The following is an 18747-nucleotide window of genomic DNA, read 5'->3' as shown; positions in this document are numbered from 1 at the left end:
CCTGCTCGCCCTGAACGCTGCCATCGAAGCCGCGCGGGCTGGTGAACAGGGCCGCGGCTTTGCCGTGGTGGCAGACGAAGTACGCTTACTGGCCCAACGCACACAGAAGTCGACGGCCGAAATTCACAGCATGATCGAACGCCTGCAAAGCAACTCGGAAGCGGCGGTCAACGTCATCAACGACAGCAGCAAAGCCTCGCAACTGACCGTCGAACAGGCGCGCCAGGCCGGGGAAAGTTTGACCCTGATTAGCCAGTCGCTACGCAACCTGACCGGTCTTAATGCTTCCATCGCCAGCGCCACCTTGCAGCAGGCGCATGTGGTTGAAGACATCAATCAGAACGTGACCGACGCCGCCAGTCTGGCCCATAACAATGCAGTGGCCGCCGAGCAATCGAGCAGTGCCAGCCAACACCTGAACCAACTGGCCGATGAGCTGAATCGGCTGTTGCGCCAATTTCGCGTATGAGGAATGCATGACGAGCATGGAACACCAGGAGATCAACCTCCAACAACCGGAAAACCAAGACCTGATCTGGGACTTGGCAAGCATGGCCCGGCGAGAGCTGGCCGAGCGTTTTATCCGCTTGTTCGAGAACCGCTTCTGCGTGTATTCCGAGTCGGTGCGCCAGCTCTACACCAACTACACCCTGCACTTCCCCAGCGACCTGGGACGCAAAATGGTGGTGTTACCCAACGCCTACGCCTTCCACGACACCCTGCACGGCATCGACGCCGCCGCCGTGCGCAAAACCGGGTTATGTGTATTGCCGGGCGTATTGGTGGGCAAACCGGGTTTGTTGCTCAGCACCGAAATGAAAGACGACGGCAGCATTCCGAAAACCATGGCCTTTAAACCGGCGCTGGCCCAGATCATCAACAGCCAGAAAAAACTCGGCGACGTGTTTTTGCCGATCATGATGAAAGGCGACCTGCGCGAGTTCGACCAGCAGATGCCCTACATCCACCTGCACCGCCTGCAAGTGAACAAACTCACCCACCTCTCCGTATTCGAACGCGACGACATCCACCAAACCATCACCCGCAAAATGCTGATGCTCTATCGCCAGGCCGATAGTCTGGTGTGTTAAGGCCTACCCGTCGCCCCTGCCTGCGCGGGAATGACGGCGAAGGGTCTGCGAACCCCCGTCGTCCCCGCGCAGGCGGGGACCCAGGTGCACCGAAATCACTGCACCGCTACGTCCGAGCTTAACTCCTGCGTTCTGGATTCCCGCCTGCGCGGGAATGACGGCGCAGGGTCTGCGAACCCCTGTCGTCCCCGCGCAGGCGGGGACCCAGAATCGCAAGCCGGACGATTTTGCCGACGGCTTTAATCCTGGCTAACCGCACCAATCTTGTGAATCGACAAATCGGCGCCGTAGTACTCCTCTTCCTGGCTCAAGCGAATGCCGGTCAGCGCTTTCAGTACGCCATACACCAATAGCCCGCCGAGCAACGCCACCACCACGCCCAAGCCGGTGCCAATCAACTGGCTGATCAGGCTTACACCACCCAAACCGCCAAGCATCTGTTGGCCGAAAATCCCGCAGGCAATGCCGCCCCATACGCCGCACAAGCCATGCAGGGGCCATACGCCCAGCACGTCGTCGATACGCCATTTCACTTGCGTGGCGGTAAAGGCCCAGACAAACAGCGCCCCGGCCACCAAGCCGGTAATCAACGCACCCACCGGGTGCATCAGGTCGGAGCCGGCGCAAATGGCCACCAAGCCGGCCAATGGGCCGTTGTGCAAAAAGCCTGGGTCGTTGCGCCCCACAAACAGCGCCGCTACCGTGCCGCCCACCATGGCCATCAGCGAGTTGACTGCCACCAGGCCGCTGACGCCAGCCATGGTCTGCGCGCTCATGACGTTAAAGCCAAACCAGCCTACGATCAGAATCCACGAACCCAAGGCCAGAAATGGAATATTCGACGGGGCAAAGGCCATCAGCTTGCCGTCGCGATAACGGCCGTTGCGGCTGCCCAACAGCAGCACCGCACCGAGGGCCAACCACCCACCCATGGCATGCACCACCACGGAGCCGGCGAAGTCATGAAAGCTCGCACCAAAACGTTCAGCCAGCCAGGCTTGCAGGCCGAAGTTACCGTTCCAGATCAGGCCTTCAAAGAACGGATAAATAAACGCCACAATCAGCAAGGTGGCGCACAACTGCGGGCCAAACTTGGCGCGCTCGGCAATGCCACCGGAGATGATCGCCGGAATGGCCGCAGCAAAGGTCAGCAGAAAGAAGAATTTGACCAAGGCGTAACCGTGTTCGACGGTCAGCTCGCCGGTAGGCACCATAAAGGTCACGCCATAGGCGACCCAGTAGCCGACAAAAAAGTACGCCAGGGCGGACATGGCAAAGTCGGAGATGATCTTCGACAACGCGTTGACTTGGTTCTTTTGCCGGACTGTGCCAACTTCCAGAAACGCAAAGCCGGCATGCATGGCCAGCACCATCACGGCACCGAGCAAAATAAACACCGTGTTGGAACCATGAATCAGGGTTTGCACGGCACTGTTGAGGTTTTCCATCGACAAAGCGACTCCGGCAGCGAAAAAGCACCAAAGCAGCTCAAAGCCCCACTTGCACGCACCATGATGACGCCATAACGCACCAGTTCTGCTCAGGCAAGCGAACCGATTTAGTACCAGGGAAACGGGCAGGAAATTTGAGCGATCAGTTCTTTTCTTTATTTTTCATCTGGTTGAGCAACACTGTTGCCACCTTGTTAGCAGCTAAAAATGCGCGATTACGGCGCAATGTCAGCCTGTTACGCACCAGCGCAATGCAAGCGCTATACCAGCCCATGCCGAACCCAGGGCGCCATCAGCAGGCTGGCAGAAGATGGAACCATCCGTTTAGCCCACGACTCGAAACCCAAAGCCCCTCACTTACGGAGATTCACTATGGTTAGCAAGGCCAACGAACGCGCTCAGGAAGAGCTTGTCGCCGAGTTCCAAGCCCTTATCGCCGACACCGAAAAACTGCTCGACCACACCGCCAGCCTGGCTGGCGCCGAAGCTGACGAACTGCGCTTGAGCATTCACGACAGCCTCAAACGTGCCCGCGACACCCTGCAACTCACCGAGCAAAGTGTGCGCGAGCGCGCTGAAGAAGCCCTCGCCAATACCGAAGCCTATGTGCAGCAAAACCCGTGGCAGTCGGTTGGCATCGCCGCTGGGGTTGGCTTTCTGCTGGGCCTGTTGGCCTCTCGCCGCTAACTATGAGAGACGGAATGGACGCCCTACCCCCACCCCCTCTGCAAGGCCGCGGCCCCTCGCCCAAACGCTTGAGCGCGGCCTTTTTGGGCTTGCTGCATAGCCATGTCGAACTGTTCGGCATCGAGTTGCAGGAACAGAAAAGCCGCACGTTAAACCTGCTGCTGTTTGCCGGTCTGGCGTTGGTGTTTGCCCTGCTTCTTCTTCTGGGGCTTTCGGCCTTGGTGCTGATCCTGGTGTGGGACAGTTACCGCATTCCCGGCATCATCGGTCTGTGCGTGTTCTATGCCCTGGCGGCGTTAGCCTGCGCAGTGGTGCTGCGCAACCAGATCACCGACGAGCATTCCCCTTTCAGTGCCACCCTTGAAGAGTTGGCCCGTGACCGCGAGCGTCTGATGCCATGAGCCAACCAAGCAAACCCACGCGCCAGGAATTGCGCAAACAACTGGTTCGTTTGCGCATGGAAATGCATCGCCACGAGCTCAGCCACGAAACCCATGAACTGTTGCAACCGCTGCGCAAAATGCGCGGCACTGCCAGCAGTTGGCAAAGCAGCTTGAGCTCCAACCACGCCCCACTGTGGGGCATGGCCGGGGTCAGTCTGTTGGGTTTTTTTGGTGGCAAAAGTAAAAAGCTCAGCCGCTGGCTAAAAATCGGTATGAGCCTTTACCCGGTGGTAGCCGTCGCACTCAAGAACCGCAAACAACTCTGATGTAACGCCTGTCTTACAACTGGCCACCTTCTTGCAAACGGAACGGCATGAACAGCAATTCTGCGCTGTTCATCGCCCGATCTAGCGCGGGCTGAACCGTAAACCGCGACTAAGGATGTGACTGTGATCGACGGGCAACCGCTTGCCTGCTTCCAGCCGTTTATAGATACAGCCACCGGCCGTATCGCCGGTATCGAAGCACTGGGCCGCCTGCAACAGGCTGACGGCCGCCTCGCATCCGTGGGGCCGCTGTTCGCTGACCCCAAATTCCCCATGACCGCCCTGCGCCGCCTGGACCGGGAAATTCGCGCCGATGCCTTGCAGCGCTTTCACGCCGCGCCGGCCGACTGGTTTTTAAGCATCAATATTTCCCCGCGCTGGATTGGGCGCCTGCGCCCCAACCAACCGCTGCCCAGCCTTAAACAGCTGGAAAAATACGGCGTGTCGCCCGAGCGCATCGTCTTTGAAATTACTGAACTGGGCGGCGGCAGCCTGCGCTTGCCAGAAGTGGTGGCGCGCTATCGCCAGGCCGGTGCGCGAATCGCCATCGACGACTTTGGTGCCGGCTATTCGCAGCTCGACCGCGTACTGGCGCTGCAGCCAGACATTCTCAAACTGGACATGCGCCTGTTTCAGGAAGCTGCCCGCGGCGGCCCCAGCAGCGAAGTGGTCAAAGCCCTGGCGCAAATGGCGGAAAAAACCGGCTGCTGGATCATCGCCGAAGGCGTGGAAACCGAAGCCGAATTGGACTTCGCCCTGGAATGCGGCTCGCGTTATGTGCAGGGTTTTTTATTCGCCAAACCTGAGCGCGAATTTTTCCCCGCCGATGCGTTTGTCGATCGCTTCGCCCAGCTGCGTAACCGTTACGTGCACAACAAACTGGCCGAACGCGCACGGCTGATGGACTTGCGCCAAAACCTCAGCGGCTTGATGAACAGCCTTAAAGCCTGGGCCGAAACCGGCGTACCACTCGAAAGCCTGCCAGCACCCACCGCCTACCCCTGGTTACTGCGCGTATACCAATGCGACCGCAACGGCACCCAGCTCACCCCGAATCTGGAATGGACCGGCAGTGGCTGGCGCGAAGACGGCCGTTACCTGGGCCACAACTGGTCGTGGCGGCCGTACTTCTACCAACTGCTGGCCGAGGGCTGGGACGAACGCCGGCTAATCCTCAGCTCCACCTACCGCGACGCCACCAGTAACCAGTACTGCCTGACGGCGGGGCAATTTATCGACAATGGCCAGCGCTTGCTGTTGCTCGATATTGATGTGGCTGGTTTGTAGCCCGAGCACGATGATTTTTTAGGGCGTGCTGTGCGCACCGTGGGTAACTGCGGAACCGTCTGGCGCGCGCAGCACACCCTACAAGTCGCGTTTAGCTGCGAGGGGCTGAACTTTGCCCATCGGTCCTACGTCTCAACCAGCCCCTTTAACCCTTGCAGCCCAGCAGCGGAACCGGGAAGCTAGGCGCCATTAGCCACTGAACGGCGAGGACTAGCCTTGGACTGGCACACACTGCTCAACCGCGAACGTCTCGGCAAACCGAGCCATAGCGCCGACGAACTGGGCCGCAGCCCGTTTCATAAAGACCATGACCGCATCATCTTCTCCGGTGCGTTCCGCCGCCTGGGGCGCAAAACTCAGGTGCATCCGGTCTCCAGCAACGACCATATCCACACCCGCCTGACCCACTCGCTGGAAGTCAGTTGCGTCGGCCGTTCGTTAGGCATGCGCGTCGGCGAAATGCTCCGCGATGCTCTGCCGGATTGGTGCGAACCCAGCGACTTGGGCATGGTTGTGCAGTCCGCCTGCCTGGCCCACGACATCGGCAACCCGCCCTACGGCCACTCCGGTGAAGACGCCATTCGCCATTGGTTTCAGCAAGCCGCCGGGCGTGGTTGGCTGGATGGTATGAGCGATGTCGAGCGCCAGGACTTCCTGCACTTTGAAGGCAATGCCCAGGGCTTTCGCGTGCTTACCCAACTGGAATACCACCAGTTCGACGGCGGCACACGCCTGACCTACGCCACCCTCGGCACCTACCTGAAGTACCCCTGGACCTCCAAACACGCCCACGCCCTGGGCTACAAAAAACACAAGTTCGGTTGCTACCGCAGCGAGCTAGCCTTGCTTGAGCAAATCGCCGGCAAACTCGGCCTGCCGCAACTGGAAGACGAACGTTGGGCGCGCCACCCGCTGGTGTACCTGATGGAAGCCGCTGACGATATTTGCTATGGCCTGATCGACCTGGAAGACGGTCTGGAAATGGACCTGCTCAACTATCAGGAAGTGGAAGCGGTATTGCTCGGCCTGGTGGGCGATGACCTGCCGGAAACCTACCGCCTGCTTGGCCCGCGCGATTCGCAACGGCGCAAGCTGGCGATTCTGCGCGGCAAGGCCATTGAGCACCTAACCAACGCCGCCGCCCAAGCCTTTGTTGAGCAACAAGACGCGCTGCTGGCTGGCACGCTGCAGGGCGACTTGGTTGAGCATATGCACGGTGAGGCCAAGCGCTGCGTGCTGGGCGCAAAAAATATGGCGCGGGAGAAAATCTTCCAGGACAAACGCAAAACCCTGCACGAGATCGGCGCCTACACCACGTTGGAAATCTTGCTGAACAATTTCTGCGGTGCCGCCCTCGAACTGCACAACGGCGAAAGCCTGTCGTTCAAGAACCAGCGCATTCTCGACCTGCTCGGCTATAACACGCCACAGTCGGACTGGACCCTGCACCGCTCGTTTTTGCGCATGATCGATTTTATCGCCGGCATGACCGACAGCTACGCCACCGAAATGGCCGCTGAAATGACTGGGCGCTCCAGCCCGGTGTGACTGATTAGATAGAGAACGCTATGCCCAATTTGCTCCGCCAAGTATTCAGCTGGCAGTCCGGCCCACCAGCCTGGGGCCCGGCCATGGTGGCCATGCTCGGTTGCGCCTTGCCGCTGATCCTGGGTTTGTTCAGCGGCCACCCAGGCTTTCTCTGGGCCTCGGTAGGCGCATTTCAGGCCGCCAAAGCCAACCCGCTGCACCGCTTTGGCATGCTGCGCATGTTGCTGCTGATTGGCCTCGGTGCATGGAGCGCCGGCCTGGGCTTTTGGGGCGCCGACCACCCGTTGATCAGCCTTGGGCTGTTCGCCGTTTTCGGCTTTCTGCTGGCCTGGCTGCAACGTTTTGGCGCTGAAGCCGGCAAGCTCGGCATTGGCTTGGCGATATGCCTGTGCCTAGGCCAAGGGCAACAGGGCGTCGGCAACCTGACCAACCCTTATGCGGTGGGCATGCTGTTTATTCTCGGCGGTCTGTGGGTGACGCTACTGGCCTTTGCCCTGCGCGGTATGCACGGCTTGCGTATGTGGCCACGTATGCCACGCCTGCTCGGCTTACTTAAAGTGTTACGCCGGCATGCCAAACGCCAACCGCGACGGCAATGGTTGCTGCATGCCTTCAGTTGCACGCTGGCTTTTGCCCTGGCGGGTTTGACCGTCGAGCTGGCGGAGCTACCGCGTGGCTACTGGCTAACCATCACCGTGGTCGCCACCTTGCAGCTGGAATTCCAGGGCAGTTTGGTGCGCGCCCTGCAAGCCAGCCTGGCGAGTTTCTGCGCCGCTTCGCTATTGATTTACTTCGGCCATAGCCTGCAAAGCCCGCCGGTGATGGTGGCTGTAATGCTGCCGCTCATTGCCATGAGCCGCGCCTTTCAAGCCCACCACTACGGCCTGTTTGTGCTGCAGACCACCCTGTGTTTTCTGCTGCTCACCGAAAGCCTGTCGCAAGACTGGCACTTGGGCCAAGTGCGGGTGCTGAACACCTTGAGCGGCGTGGCCATTGCGCTGTCGGTGGCGTTGGTGATGCATGGCGTACGGCACTATTTAAATCAGTACCTGAACAATCGTCAGACAGGGAAAGCGCTGACGGTTGAAAGCCCGGTAAAAACCCCGACCCAAGAGTGACGTGTGCACGGTTTTTAGGCGGCAGAAAACCTGACTGTTCACTATGCTTTGCTCTTGTCCGGCCACGGGTTGAGCGCAGCAATGCCCGTGCCGGCCTTCGCCTGCCTGGCTGATCCCAGCTTGCACATGCTTGATCCCTCTGCGCTGTTCAAGGAGTGATGCGCAAATGCCCAAGTCCCGCCGCGTCGAACGTCGCTATTCGTTGCACGTGCATATCAGCGTGCTGTTCACTTTTTTGCTGCTGGTCACTGGCATCGTCCTGGGCCTGTTTAACTACCGGCAAACCACACAAATCATTTACTCCAGCAGCAACGAACTGTTCAGCCGCATCCAGGAAGATGTGCAGCACGACCTGCTAAATACCTATCAACCCATTCGCCACCTGCTCAGCCTGTTGGCCTTGCAGGAAAGCAACCAGGCCGGCGACCACTATCAGCGCATGGCCCTGCTGCCCTCTTTTGTGCAGGCGCTGCGGGACAACCCGAAACTCGCCTCGCTGTACCTGGGTTACGACGACGGCGATTTTTTTATGGTGCGGCCGCTCACCACCCAGGCGCTGAAAGATCGTTTTGACGCGCCGAAAGACGCCGCCTTTCAGGTGTGGACCATCGACCGTATGGGCGAGTCAGCCATCACCGAATCGGTGCAGTCGGAGTCGGCCTACTACAGCGCCGATATGCAGTTGCTCAGCCGCCGACAAAATCTCAAAGAGCGTTACGACCCGCGCAACCGCAGCTGGTTTTCCAGCGCTCGTACCCAGGGTGGACAGATCACCACAGCGCCCTATTTGTTTTTCTCCACCGGCAATGTCGGTACCACATTGGCGCGGGCCAGTGGCGAGCACGCGGTGATCGGCGCCGACCTGACCCTGGCGGACCTCAGCGCCACCATTGCCAAACATAAAATCACGCCGTCTACCGAAGTGGTGCTGTACGACGGCGACGGCAATGCCATTGCCTACCCCGACAGCAGCCGCCTGATTGTGCAAACCGAAAAGGCCCAATTGGCCAAGGTGCGTGATCTGCATCCGGTGCTGGCGGCCGTACTTGAGCAGGACTTTGATGGTAGCCACTTGGGCAATCTGCAACTGGCGCAGCGCAACTGGGTGGTGTCGCGCAGCCACTTGGCCGAAGGCGGGCCGCAGGGCCTGAACCTTGCCTTAGTGGTGCCCGAAGATGAGCTGCTGGCCGACGCCTATCGCATCCGCTGGCAAGGTGCGCTGGTAACCCTGGCTATTCTGCTGCTGTGTCTGCCGCTGGGCTGGCTGAGTTCGCGCATCATCATTCGACCGCTGCGCAGCCTGGTGCAGGAAGCCGAAGCCATCCGCCGTTTCGACTTCAGCCACCCCGCCAGCGGCCACTCGCCGATTCTGGAAATCGACCAGTTGGCCACCTCGATGGGACGCATGAAGGAAACCATCTCCAGCTTTCTTAACATTGCCGCCAGCCTTTCTGCCGAAAACCGTTTCGACACCCTGCTGGCCCGGGTGCTGGAGGAAACCGTAGATATCAGCGGCGCCCAGGGTGGGCTGATTTACCTGGTTGATGCCGACACCGGCAGCCTGGAACCCAAGGGGCTGATTCTCGACAAGCAGACCCGTGAACTCAGCGACTACACGCTGCCCAGCTACCCGAACAGCGCTGACGATCTACCACGCTGGCTCGATGGCCCGGCCCACGGCGGCGCCAGTGCCACCCACAGCCTGGGCTTTGACCAGGCCGGCGCCTTGAGCGAAATCTTGCTGGCCCTCGACAGCCCGCGCATTCACTTGGTCGCCACAGGCCTGCACAACCGCCAAGGGCAAACCCTCGGCGTGTTGGTGTTGCTGCAACGCGACACCGGCAATATCGATGACGAAGCGATGCTGCGCCCAGAGCGCATTGCCTTTGTTGAAGCGGTGTCTGGCGTGGCCGCGCTGTGCATCGAAAGTCAGCGCCTGCTGGAGAGCCAGAAAAAGCTGCTCAATGCCTTTATCCAATTGATTGCCGGCGCTATCGACGCCAAGAGCCCCTACACCGGCGGCCACTGCCAACGCGTGCCGGAATTGACCCTGATGCTCGCCCGCGCCGCTGCCGACAGCGACGCGCCCGAATTTGCCGCGTACCAGCCCAGCGAAGATCAATGGGAAGAACTGCATATCGCCGCCTGGCTGCACGACTGCGGCAAGGTCACCACCCCCGAATACGTGGTCGACAAAGCGACCAAACTGGAAACCCTGTACGACCGCATCCATGAAGTGCGTACCCGCTTTGAAGTGCTCAAGCGCGATGCCTGGATCAGCTACTGGCAAGGCGTAGCCGGTGGTGGCGACGCCCAAGCGCTGGCCTCGCTACGGGACGAACTGCTGGCCACCCTGGATGACGAGTTTGCCTTTGTCGCCCGCAGCAACCTCGGCGGCGAAGCCATGGCCGAAGCCGACCTTGCGCGCCTTGGGCAAATAGCGATGCGCACTTGGACGCGAACGCTGGACGACCGCCTTGGTGTGTCTTGGGAAGAAAACCAGCGCCAAGGCCGTACGCCGGCGCCCGCGCTGCCGGTCAGCGAACCGCTGCTGGCGGACAAGCCCGAACACCTGTTCGAACGCGGTGCCAACGACCATATGCCGCTGGACAACCCCTGGGGCTTCAAGCTCAACGAACCGCCGTACAAATTCAACCGTGGCGAGCTATACAACCTCGGTATCAGCCGTGGCACGTTGACCGCAGAAGAGCGCTACATCATCAACAACCACATTGTGCAAACCATCCTGATGCTCAACCACCTGCCCTTCCCCGCGCACCTGGCCAACGTTGCCGAAATCGCCGGCGGGCACCACGAGAAAATGGACGGCAGCGGCTACCCCAAACGCCTGCAACGCGAACAGATGAGCCTGCCGGCACGGATGATGGCGATTGCCGATATTTTTGAAGCCCTGACCGCCGTGGACCGCCCCTACAAAAAAGGCAAAACCCTGTCGCAAGCGCTGGGCATTATGGTCGGCATGTGCAACGGCGCGCATATCGACAAAGAACTGTTTGCCCTCTTCGTACGCAGCGGCCTGCACCTGGAATACGCCCAACGCTTTTTGCAGCCTGAGCAGATTGATGAGGTGGATGTGGAAGGGTTGTTGGCGAAGATTGCCTGACAGATTCTGGGCCCCCACCTGCGCGGGGGCGACGGCGTTTTTTCCCGTACACCGTCATCCCCGCGAAGGCGGCGGTCCGACGATTCGGGATCCAGATTGCCAAGCCGAACACGGCCTATCCCAAACAACAAATACGACAAAGGAGCCCGAAGGCTCCTTTGTTTTGCGCAAGTCCCGAAGGGCTTAGGCGTGTTCAGCGTTGATCGCGGTTTCTGGGTACCAGACGTCGATCAGGGGGCTGGCGGTGTAGTCGGTGACTTCACTGCGGGCTTTAAGCCAGGCTTCAACAGCAGCACGCTGCTCTTCGCTGACCGAACCACGTTTGGCCAGGCAAACCAGACCGTAGTCTTCGCCGCCTACATAGCCCAGGCCGTTGTCTTTCATGGCCACACGCAGAAACTCGTCAAGGAAAGCGTCGATTTGCGCTTCGCTCAGATCCGCCTTGAGGTTCAGATTCAGCTCGAAACCGAGCTCCTGGAATTCATCCACGCAGAGTTTTTTGCGCAGACGGCGGGAACGGTTAGTAGCCATGGAACAATCCTCAAGAGTGATAACGCGCGGCACTTTACCAGCTTAGGCCGCCACTTGCCCGACTCTCTGCTCGAAGGCCGTAGGGTGTCAGACGATTTATCCGGGTAACGCCTTGGTGCGCACAGCACACCCTACGTTGTTAACGCGCAAAGCCGCCCACCTGTAGAGCGCTTCGGGCATAATGCCGGCACTTTCTCCGCGCATTTGGGAACCTGTGGGCCCGGGCGCTTTCTTCTTTACGCCATCTCTATTTTTTGGCCCTTGCCTGAAGGGTTTTTGCCAATGATCAAATCGTTTCGCCACCTCGTCATCGTCAGCCTTTTGTTACCCGCCGCCTTACCGGCGTTTTCCGCCCCACTGAACACCACCCTGCCCGCCTCCGTTCAAAAAGCCATGAAAGCCGGCAAGATCGGCAACGACTCCATCTCCGTGGTCACCTTGCCCATGACCGGCGCCGGTACGCCGACCATCATCAATGCCGATGTGTCGGTGAACCCAGCCTCGACCATGAAGCTGATCACCACCTACGCCGCCCTGGAATTGCTCGGCCCTACCTATCAATGGAAAACCGAGTTTTACAGCGACGGGCCGTTAAAAGACGGCGTGATCAACGGCAACCTCTACCTTAAAGGTGGCGGCGATCCAAAACTGAACATGGAAAAACTCTGGCTGCTGATGCGCGACCTGCGCGCCAACGGCGTACAGAAAATCACCGGCGACCTGGTGCTCGACCGCACGCACTTTGTCCAGCCACAACTGCCGGTGTTTGACGACGACGGCAAAGACGACAACAAGCCGTTTCTGGTGACCCCCGATTCGCTGCTGGTCAACCTTAAAGCCGTACGTATGATCACCCGCGCCGAAGGCGGCAAAGTCAGCGTGATGATGGAACCGCCGTTGACCAACGTGCGCATCGACAACAAGGTGAAATACCTGGGCAAAGGCAAGTGCGTCGGTGACGTGCGCTTTAACCCGGTGACCGAGTTTGACGGCACCACGTTGGTGGTCACCGGCCAGTTAAACGAAGGCTGCAACACCCAGTCGTATCTGTCCTTACTCGACCACGCTGGCTACGCCGCAGGTGCCGTGCGGGCGATCTGGCAGGAATTGGGCGGCAGCATCATGGGCAAAGACCGCATCGGTGAAGTGCCGAAAAGCGGCACCCTGCTGGCGCGCGCCTATTCTCCGGACTTGGCGGAAATCATCCGCGACATCAATAAATACAGTAACAACACCATGGCCCGTCAGCTGTTCCTGAGCTTGGGCGCCGAGTTTCGCAACAGTGCCGACGGTGACGACGCCAAGGCCGCGCAACGGGTGATTCGCCAATGGCTGGCGAAAAAAGGCATTACCGCCTCGCACTTGGTTATGGAAAACGGCTCGGGCTTGTCGCGGGCCGAACGGGTCAGCGCGCGGGAAATGGCGGCGATTCTGCAGACCGCCTGGAAAGGCCCTTATGCCGCCGAATTTATCAGCTCGCTGCCGATCGTGGGCAAAGACGGCACCATGCGCAAACGCCTGAAAAACTCACCGCTTAACGGCGAGGCCCATATCAAAACCGGCACCCTCAACACCGTACGGGCCATCGCCGGTTTTAGCCGCGACGCCAAAGGCGATACCTGGGCGGTAGTGGCCATCCTCAACGACCCACGGCCGTGGGGCGCTTCGTCGATTCTGGATCAGGTGTTGTTGGACCTTTACCGCAAGACTGACTGACAGCAGGCCCGCCGCAGGAACTCAAACACCACCTGGGCCCCCGCGCAGGCGGCGGCCCAGGTGCGCTGAAGGCGCTGCATCGCTACTTCCGCGTTTGGCTCCAGCATTCTGGATTCCCGCCTGCGCGGGAATGACGGTGCTCTTTTGAAAGCCCTTTACTTGGCCATTAACTTCCAAGCCCGGTGAATCTTGGCATTGCGGGCAAAGTCCGGGTCCAAGGTGCTGGCGGTGATTTCTTCCACTTGATAACGCGCCGCCAGCCCTTCATCGAGCTGGAATTTGCGGAAGTTGTTGGAGAAATACAGCACGCCACCCGCCGCTAAGCGCGCCATGGCCAGGTCGAGCAGTTGCACGTGGTCGCGCTGCACGTCGAACACGCCTTCCATACGCTTGGAGTTGGAGAAGGTGGGCGGGTCGATAAATACCAGGTCGTATTCTTCCCGATCGGCTGCCAGCCAATTCATTACGTCGCCCTGCTCCAACCGGTTCTTGTCCGAGAAGCCGTTGAGCGACAGGTTGCGCCGCGCCCAGTCCAGGTAGGTTTTCGACAGGTCAACACTGGTGGTGGTGCGCGCCCCGCCCTTGGCCGCATGCACGGTGGCCGTGGCGGTGTAGCAGTACAGATTGAGGAAGCGCTTGCCGGACGCTTCGCGCTGAATGCGCAGACGCAGCGAACGGTGGTCGAGGAACAGCCCGGTGTCGAGGTAGTCGGTCAGGTTGACCAGCAACTTCACCCCGCCTTCGTTCACCTCAGTGAACTTACCTTGAGTGGCTTGGCGCTCGTACTGCTTAGTGCCGCTCTGGCGCTCACGGCGTTTGATGATCACCTTGGACTTGTCCACGCCCAGCGCCTGCGGAATCGCCGCCAAGGCATCAAACAGGCGAGCCTGGGCTTTGTCGGCGTCGATAGTGCGCGGTGGTGCGTATTCCTGCACGTGCACCCAGTCGTGGTACAGGTCGATAGCCAAGGCATATTCAGGCATATCGGCGTCATACACGCGGTAGCAATCCACGCCTTCACGCCGCGCCCATTTGCCCAAGGCTTTCAGATTTTTCTGCAGGCGGTTGGCAAACATCTGCCCGCCTTCACTCAGACGTGCCTGCTCAACCTGCGCTACAGCCGGTGCTTCTGGCTCATTGCCCAAGGCCACCTGCTCACGCTCACGTTCGCGCTGCTCGGGGGTACGGCGCTCGCCGGTGACAAACTGCTCCGGCTGCACCTTGATCAGCAGCAATTTGCACGGCAACGCACCGTTCCAGAAGGCGTACTGCTTGTGGCTGCGAATGCCCATGCGCTTGCCCAGGTCCGGCGCGCCGGTAAATACCGCCGCCTCCCAGTTCATGCAGGCTTGGCGCAGGCGCTCGCCGAGGTTTTGGTAGAGATAAAGCAAGCTGGCTTCATCGCCCAAACGCTCGCCGTAGGGCGGGTTGCACACCACCAGGCCGGTTTGGTTGTGGTCCGGGCGCGGCTCAAAGGTGGCGACTTCGCCCTGATACACCTTGATCCAGTTCGACAGGCCGGCGCGTTCGATATTGTTGCGCGCCGGCTGGATAAGGCGCGGGTCAGCTTCGTAACCGCGAATCCACGACGGCTGTTTGGCCAAACCGGCGTCGGCACGTTCCTGCGCTTCGGCGTGCAGTTTCTTCCACAGCGCCGGTACGTGGCCGAGCCAGGCGCTGAAACCCCAGCGTTCACGGTTGAGATTGGGCGCGATATCGGCGGCGATCATGGCCGCTTCCACCAGAAAGGTCCCCACCCCGCACATCGGGTCAGCCAGCGCACCGCCCGCCGCAGCAATGCGCGGCCAGCCGGCGCGAATCAGCACGGCAGCGGCGAGGTTTTCTTTTAGCGGCGCCGCACCCTGCTGCAGGCGGTAACCGCGCTGGTGCAGGCTGTGGCCGGAAAGGTCGAGGGACAGAATCGCTTCGCCACGGTCCAGACGCAGGTGAATACGCAGGTCCGGGTTGAGCTTGTCGATGGAAGGCCGCTCGCCAGTGGCGGTGCGCAGCTTGTCGACGATGGCGTCTTTAACCTTCAGGGCGCCGAAGTGGGTGTTATCAATACCCGAACCGTTACCGCTGAACTCCACCGCCAGGCTGCCAGCGGCGTCGAGGTGCTCGGCCCAGTCGACGGCTAGCACGCCATCGTAGAGGTCATCGGCATTCGCCATGGGGAAGCGCTTAAGCACCAGCAGCACACGGTTGGCCAGGCGCGACCAGAGGCACAGGCGGTAGGCCGTTTCCATCTGGGCAAAACCGCGGATCGCCGAGGTGTGCTCGCGGGTATCTTCCAACCCCAGCGCGGTGGCTTCCTCAGCGAGCAAGCCTTCCAAGCCCTTGGGGCAGGTAAGAAAGAGTTCAAAACGATCCGACATAAGTGTTCCAGTGCCTAAGCGTGGTGGCGCGCAGTTCGTCTGCACGCCCGGTTAAAAACCGCGGTTCTACCCGACGGTCCCGCACTCCGAAATGGAGCGCTATGGGAGCTGCTAACAGCTCGATTGCCAGGTGGCTGCAGGCGGCATCCCAGAGCAGCCTAGCTGCAAGCCCCGTGACGCGCCTGTTGCCAGGCCTAGCCGGTATATAGCCAGGTCAAACCTGGGCTGTATCCGTTAAAAATGCCACCGACAGCGGCTTTGCAACCCTTCGTCGGAATGGCCAAACCTTACAAGTGCGAAAAGATCGCACTGGCCAATCGCCGTCACCGCAAGTCACACCCCCGGCCCTACTGGCGTAGGACTAAAAGCGCAGCAACGCTTATGGCCTGACCACTAGAAACGTTACGTGCTTATGACAAAACGATCATTCCCAGCACAGGTGGCATTGGTTAGAACTCACCTCAGCCCTACGTCGCAACGACGCTGGGAGGAGACCCGTAACGCCGGCAGCGGGCTCCACTGGTAGAGGATTTCTACCAGGCCTCGTCCCGAGGCAAATAGGACATAACAGTCAACAAGTGAGGGCAACACCCTATGAGAAGACTTAAGCGTGATCCTTTAGAAAGAGCTTTTTTGCGCGGCTATCAATTTGGCGTCCATGGCAAATCTCGTGAATTGTGTCCATTTACCCTTCCGTCCGTACGCCAAGCCTGGATCAACGGCTGGCGAGAGGGTCGCGGCGACAACTGGGACGGAATGACCGGCACCGCCGGTATCCATAGGCTTAACGAACTGAACGCAGTCGGTTAAACAGGGACAACTCCGACTCTACCGCTTCACCATGCACGTCCCATCCGGACGGCGGGCGAGAGCCCAGGGGCCTCTTTTAAGAGGCCCTTTTTATTGCCTGCATTTTTATGATCAGCGCTTGGGCATGGCACCAATGGCGTCCACCGCCTCACGGATCAACGAGGGGCCTTTGTAGATAAAGCCGGAGTAAATTTGCACCAGGCTGGCACCCGCGGCGATTTTCTCAGCCGCATGTTTGCCTTCAGTGATGCCACCGGCGGCAATAATCGGCAAACGCCCGCCCAACTCAGCAGCCAAGGCACGCACGGTGTGGGTGCTCTTCTCGCGCACCGGCGCACCGGACAAACCGCCCGCCTCGTCACCATGCAACAGGCCTTCAACGCCGACACGGCTCAGGGTGGTGTTGGTGGCGATCACTGCATCCATGCCCGCCTCGACCAGCGCGGCGGCGACTTCGACGATTTCTTCATCGCTCATATCCGGCGCAATTTTGATCGCCAGCGGCACGCGTTTGCCGTGTTGTTGAGCGAGATCTTCCTGGCGCTGACGCAGGGCTTCGAGCAATTGCTTGAGTGAATCGCCGAACTGCAGGCTGCGCAGGCCCGGGGTATTCGGCGAGCTGACGTTGACGGTTACATAGCTGGCGTGGGCGTAGACCTTGTCCAGGCACAGCAAGTAGTCATCTACCGCACGCTCTACCGGGGTGTCGAAGTTTTTACCGATATTGATACCGAGCACGCCCTTGTACTTGGCCGCCTGTACGCGCGCCAGCAGGTGGTCGACACCGTGGTTGTTAAAGCCCATGCGGTTGATGATTGCCTCAGCATCCGGCAGGCGGAACAGGCGTGGCTTGGGATTGCCGGGCTGCGGCCGTGGGGTGACGGTGCCTATTTCGACAAAACCAAACCCCAATTGCGCAAAGCCGTCGATGGCATCGCCATTTTTGTCCAGGCCAGCGGCCAGCCCCACCGGGTTCGGGAAGTCCAAGCCCATCACCCGCACGGGCAAACGTGCCGGCTGCTTGCACAGCGCGCCATTCAAGCCCAAGCGGCCACCGGCGCCGATCAGGTCGATCGACAGCTCGTGGGAGGTTTCTGCGGAGAGTTTGAAAAGCAGCTCGCGGGCCAGGGTATACATGGGCAGGCTTTGCTCGAGAAAATGAGGTCGGCGATTATAGCCGCGCCGGCCCCTTCGCGGCGAGGCGCTTAGCGCGATACCAGACGGCGCAGGGCCAGAAGTTCGCCAGCGCTGTTAAACTCCAGCTCAAAGGAACCGTAAACGCCCTCGTGGGTCAGAAAAGGTCGCAAGTGATGGGCCGGCAGGCTGACTTTACGGCCATCACGGCTTCGCAACAGAACTCGGTTGGCTTGCCCTTGATAGACCGCGCGCAAACGTTCGGAAGATAGGGCAATATCCAACTCCAGGCTTGGCATGGAGGCTACCTCGCAAATGATTCGCGCAATACTGCCACAGACGGCTGACAAGGCGCCGCTATATGGCTGCCGGCCGGGCACCGATGCAGATTCGACAATGGCTGCGGCACAGGTTGCTTCGGCGCATTTACCGATCGTCTGCCACACTGGCTGTGATGACCCAGGATGTAGCATTTGGCCATGAGTTCCAGCGAGCACCCCGCCTCCCTTACCGAACGCATCTCTGCGCTGGCCCAGCGCTTAGGGCTGACTAGCCGTGGGCCGCGGCAAATCCTGCAACGGGCCAGCAGCCTGCACTTGCCATTTCAGGTTTTGCCGCAACCCGCCGAGCAGATCTGGTGGCAGAACGGCGCGCCGCTGCAACGTTTGGTCGACCTACCGCGCAACGCCCTCTCCGGCCCCGTGCAGGAAGACAAAGCGCAAGCGCATTCCATGTTGATCAAAGTGGTGGAGCACGACACCCAGCAACTGAGCGCCTTCGACCTACGCCTGATCAATGGCCTGTGTGGTAGCGACCTGAACGCCAAGCCATTTGCCAGCTTTGAGGAATACGCCAGCAGCGAAGCCTGTCGCGGCGTGCGCATCATCAGCTACAAAGATTTCGTCAAAGTGATCAGCACTGCGCTGCCGCGTTTTCTGGGCGGGGAACGTATTGTGCTGCGCCAGGCCGATTGGGTCGGCAACCGGGTTTACTGGGCGGGGGAACATCATCATGAGGCGTTTGCCAGCGCCATCGCCTATGCGCGCCTGCGCGGCCTGGAAGTCAGCCTGCCGGCCGAGCTTACCCGCTACCGCCTGAATGTGCCGGGTCTGGAAGCGCTGCAAGCCAACTATCACATGTTAGCCATGCCAGTTCAGGCCTGGAGC

General features: G+C 60.1%; 17 protein-coding genes. 12 read left to right on the top strand and 5 right to left on the bottom strand.

Annotation, left to right across the window (positions count from 1 at the left end; genetic code table 11):
* Both AAAB16_RS25055 and AAAB16_RS25050 read left to right on the top strand, forming a co-directional pair.
* Nucleotides 1-469 (top strand): methyl-accepting chemotaxis protein (locus tag AAAB16_RS25055; protein ID WP_340665793.1); only part of this gene is annotated, 469 nt, incomplete at its 5' end.
* A gap of 7 nt (nt 470-476) precedes the next feature.
* On the top strand, nt 477-1091 hold the full coding sequence (locus AAAB16_RS25050; protein WP_110617558.1) for a hypothetical protein: 615 nt from the start codon (nt 477-479) through the stop codon (nt 1089-1091).
* A 239-nt stretch (nt 1092-1330) separates the two neighbouring features.
* Here the strand turns inward: AAAB16_RS25050 and AAAB16_RS25045 are convergent, their stop codons facing one another.
* Nucleotides 1331-2539 carry an ammonium transporter gene (locus tag AAAB16_RS25045; protein ID WP_340665792.1) on the bottom strand — a complete coding sequence of 403 codons (1209 nt, stop codon included), beginning with the start codon at nt 2537-2539 and terminating at the stop codon, nt 1331-1333.
* Between the two features lie 375 nt (nt 2540-2914).
* Between AAAB16_RS25045 and AAAB16_RS25040 the strand changes: the two genes are divergently transcribed.
* From AAAB16_RS25040 to AAAB16_RS25010, 7 genes are all read left to right on the top strand, one after another.
* The gene (locus AAAB16_RS25040) at nt 2915-3229 is read left to right on the top strand and encodes a YqjD family protein (RefSeq protein WP_110617560.1); all 315 of its coding nucleotides are present in this window, start codon (nt 2915-2917) and stop codon (nt 3227-3229) included.
* Nucleotides 3230-3231: 2 nt separating this feature from the next.
* On the top strand, nt 3232-3630 hold the full coding sequence (locus AAAB16_RS25035) for a phage holin family protein (protein ID WP_110617561.1): 399 nt from the start codon (nt 3232-3234) through the stop codon (nt 3628-3630).
* Nucleotides 3627-3938, top strand: a complete 312-nt coding sequence (locus tag AAAB16_RS25030) for a hypothetical protein (RefSeq protein ID WP_340665791.1) — start codon at nt 3627-3629, stop codon at nt 3936-3938. Before AAAB16_RS25035 ends, AAAB16_RS25030 begins: the two co-directional genes overlap by 4 nt.
* Before the next feature lie 123 nt (nt 3939-4061).
* Complete coding sequence (locus tag AAAB16_RS25025; protein ID WP_340665790.1) at nt 4062-5225, top strand: EAL domain-containing protein; 1164 nt, start codon at nt 4062-4064, stop codon at nt 5223-5225.
* A gap of 216 nt (nt 5226-5441) precedes the next feature.
* Nucleotides 5442-6773 (top strand): deoxyguanosinetriphosphate triphosphohydrolase, encoded by a 1332-nt coding sequence (locus AAAB16_RS25020; protein ID WP_340665789.1) that lies wholly within the window; start codon nt 5442-5444, stop codon nt 6771-6773.
* 20 nt (nt 6774-6793) lie between these two features.
* Entirely contained in the window at nt 6794-7891 is a 1098-nt protein-coding gene (locus tag AAAB16_RS25015; RefSeq protein ID WP_340665788.1) for an FUSC family protein, read from the top strand.
* 166 nt (nt 7892-8057) lie between these two features.
* Nucleotides 8058-11015 carry an HD domain-containing phosphohydrolase gene (locus AAAB16_RS25010; RefSeq protein ID WP_340665787.1) on the top strand — a complete coding sequence of 986 codons (2958 nt, stop codon included), beginning with the start codon at nt 8058-8060 and terminating at the stop codon, nt 11013-11015.
* 183 nt (nt 11016-11198) lie between these two features.
* Here the strand turns inward: AAAB16_RS25010 and AAAB16_RS25005 are convergent, their stop codons facing one another.
* The gene (locus tag AAAB16_RS25005; protein WP_110617567.1) at nt 11199-11546 is read right to left on the bottom strand and encodes a YggL family protein; all 348 of its coding nucleotides are present in this window, start codon (nt 11544-11546) and stop codon (nt 11199-11201) included.
* A gap of 282 nt (nt 11547-11828) precedes the next feature.
* Between AAAB16_RS25005 and dacB the strand changes: the two genes are divergently transcribed.
* Nucleotides 11829-13262 carry a D-alanyl-D-alanine carboxypeptidase/D-alanyl-D-alanine-endopeptidase gene (gene dacB, locus AAAB16_RS25000; RefSeq protein ID WP_340665786.1) on the top strand — a complete coding sequence of 478 codons (1434 nt, stop codon included), beginning with the start codon at nt 11829-11831 and terminating at the stop codon, nt 13260-13262.
* 155 nt (nt 13263-13417) lie between these two features.
* On the opposite strand, the gene rlmKL is transcribed toward dacB, so the two are convergent.
* Nucleotides 13418-15637 carry a bifunctional 23S rRNA (guanine(2069)-N(7))-methyltransferase RlmK/23S rRNA (guanine(2445)-N(2))-methyltransferase RlmL gene (gene rlmKL, locus AAAB16_RS24995; RefSeq protein WP_340665785.1) on the bottom strand — a complete coding sequence of 740 codons (2220 nt, stop codon included), beginning with the start codon at nt 15635-15637 and terminating at the stop codon, nt 13418-13420.
* A 594-nt stretch (nt 15638-16231) separates the two neighbouring features.
* Between rlmKL and AAAB16_RS24990 the strand changes: the two genes are divergently transcribed.
* Entirely contained in the window at nt 16232-16447 is a 216-nt protein-coding gene (locus AAAB16_RS24990; RefSeq protein ID WP_110617570.1) for a ribosome modulation factor, read from the top strand.
* A gap of 111 nt (nt 16448-16558) precedes the next feature.
* Here the strand turns inward: AAAB16_RS24990 and AAAB16_RS24985 are convergent, their stop codons facing one another.
* Both AAAB16_RS24985 and AAAB16_RS24980 read right to left on the bottom strand, forming a co-directional pair.
* A complete protein-coding gene (locus AAAB16_RS24985) occupies nt 16559-17584 on the bottom strand; it encodes a quinone-dependent dihydroorotate dehydrogenase (RefSeq protein ID WP_340665784.1) in 1026 nt (341 codons plus the stop codon).
* 68 nt (nt 17585-17652) lie between these two features.
* Complete coding sequence (locus AAAB16_RS24980) at nt 17653-17880, bottom strand: DUF2835 domain-containing protein (RefSeq protein ID WP_340665783.1); 228 nt, start codon at nt 17878-17880, stop codon at nt 17653-17655.
* 180 nt (nt 17881-18060) lie between these two features.
* On the opposite strand from AAAB16_RS24980, the gene AAAB16_RS24975 reads away from it, so the two are divergent.
* A partial coding sequence (locus AAAB16_RS24975; protein WP_340665782.1) for a DUF6685 family protein occupies nt 18061-18747 on the top strand: 687 nt, incomplete at its 3' end.

It is taken from the genome of Pseudomonas sp., from assembly GCF_037994325.1.
Classification (GTDB): domain Bacteria; phylum Pseudomonadota; class Gammaproteobacteria; order Pseudomonadales; family Pseudomonadaceae; genus Aquipseudomonas.
This window is presented reverse-complemented; position numbering and strand designations above follow the sequence as displayed.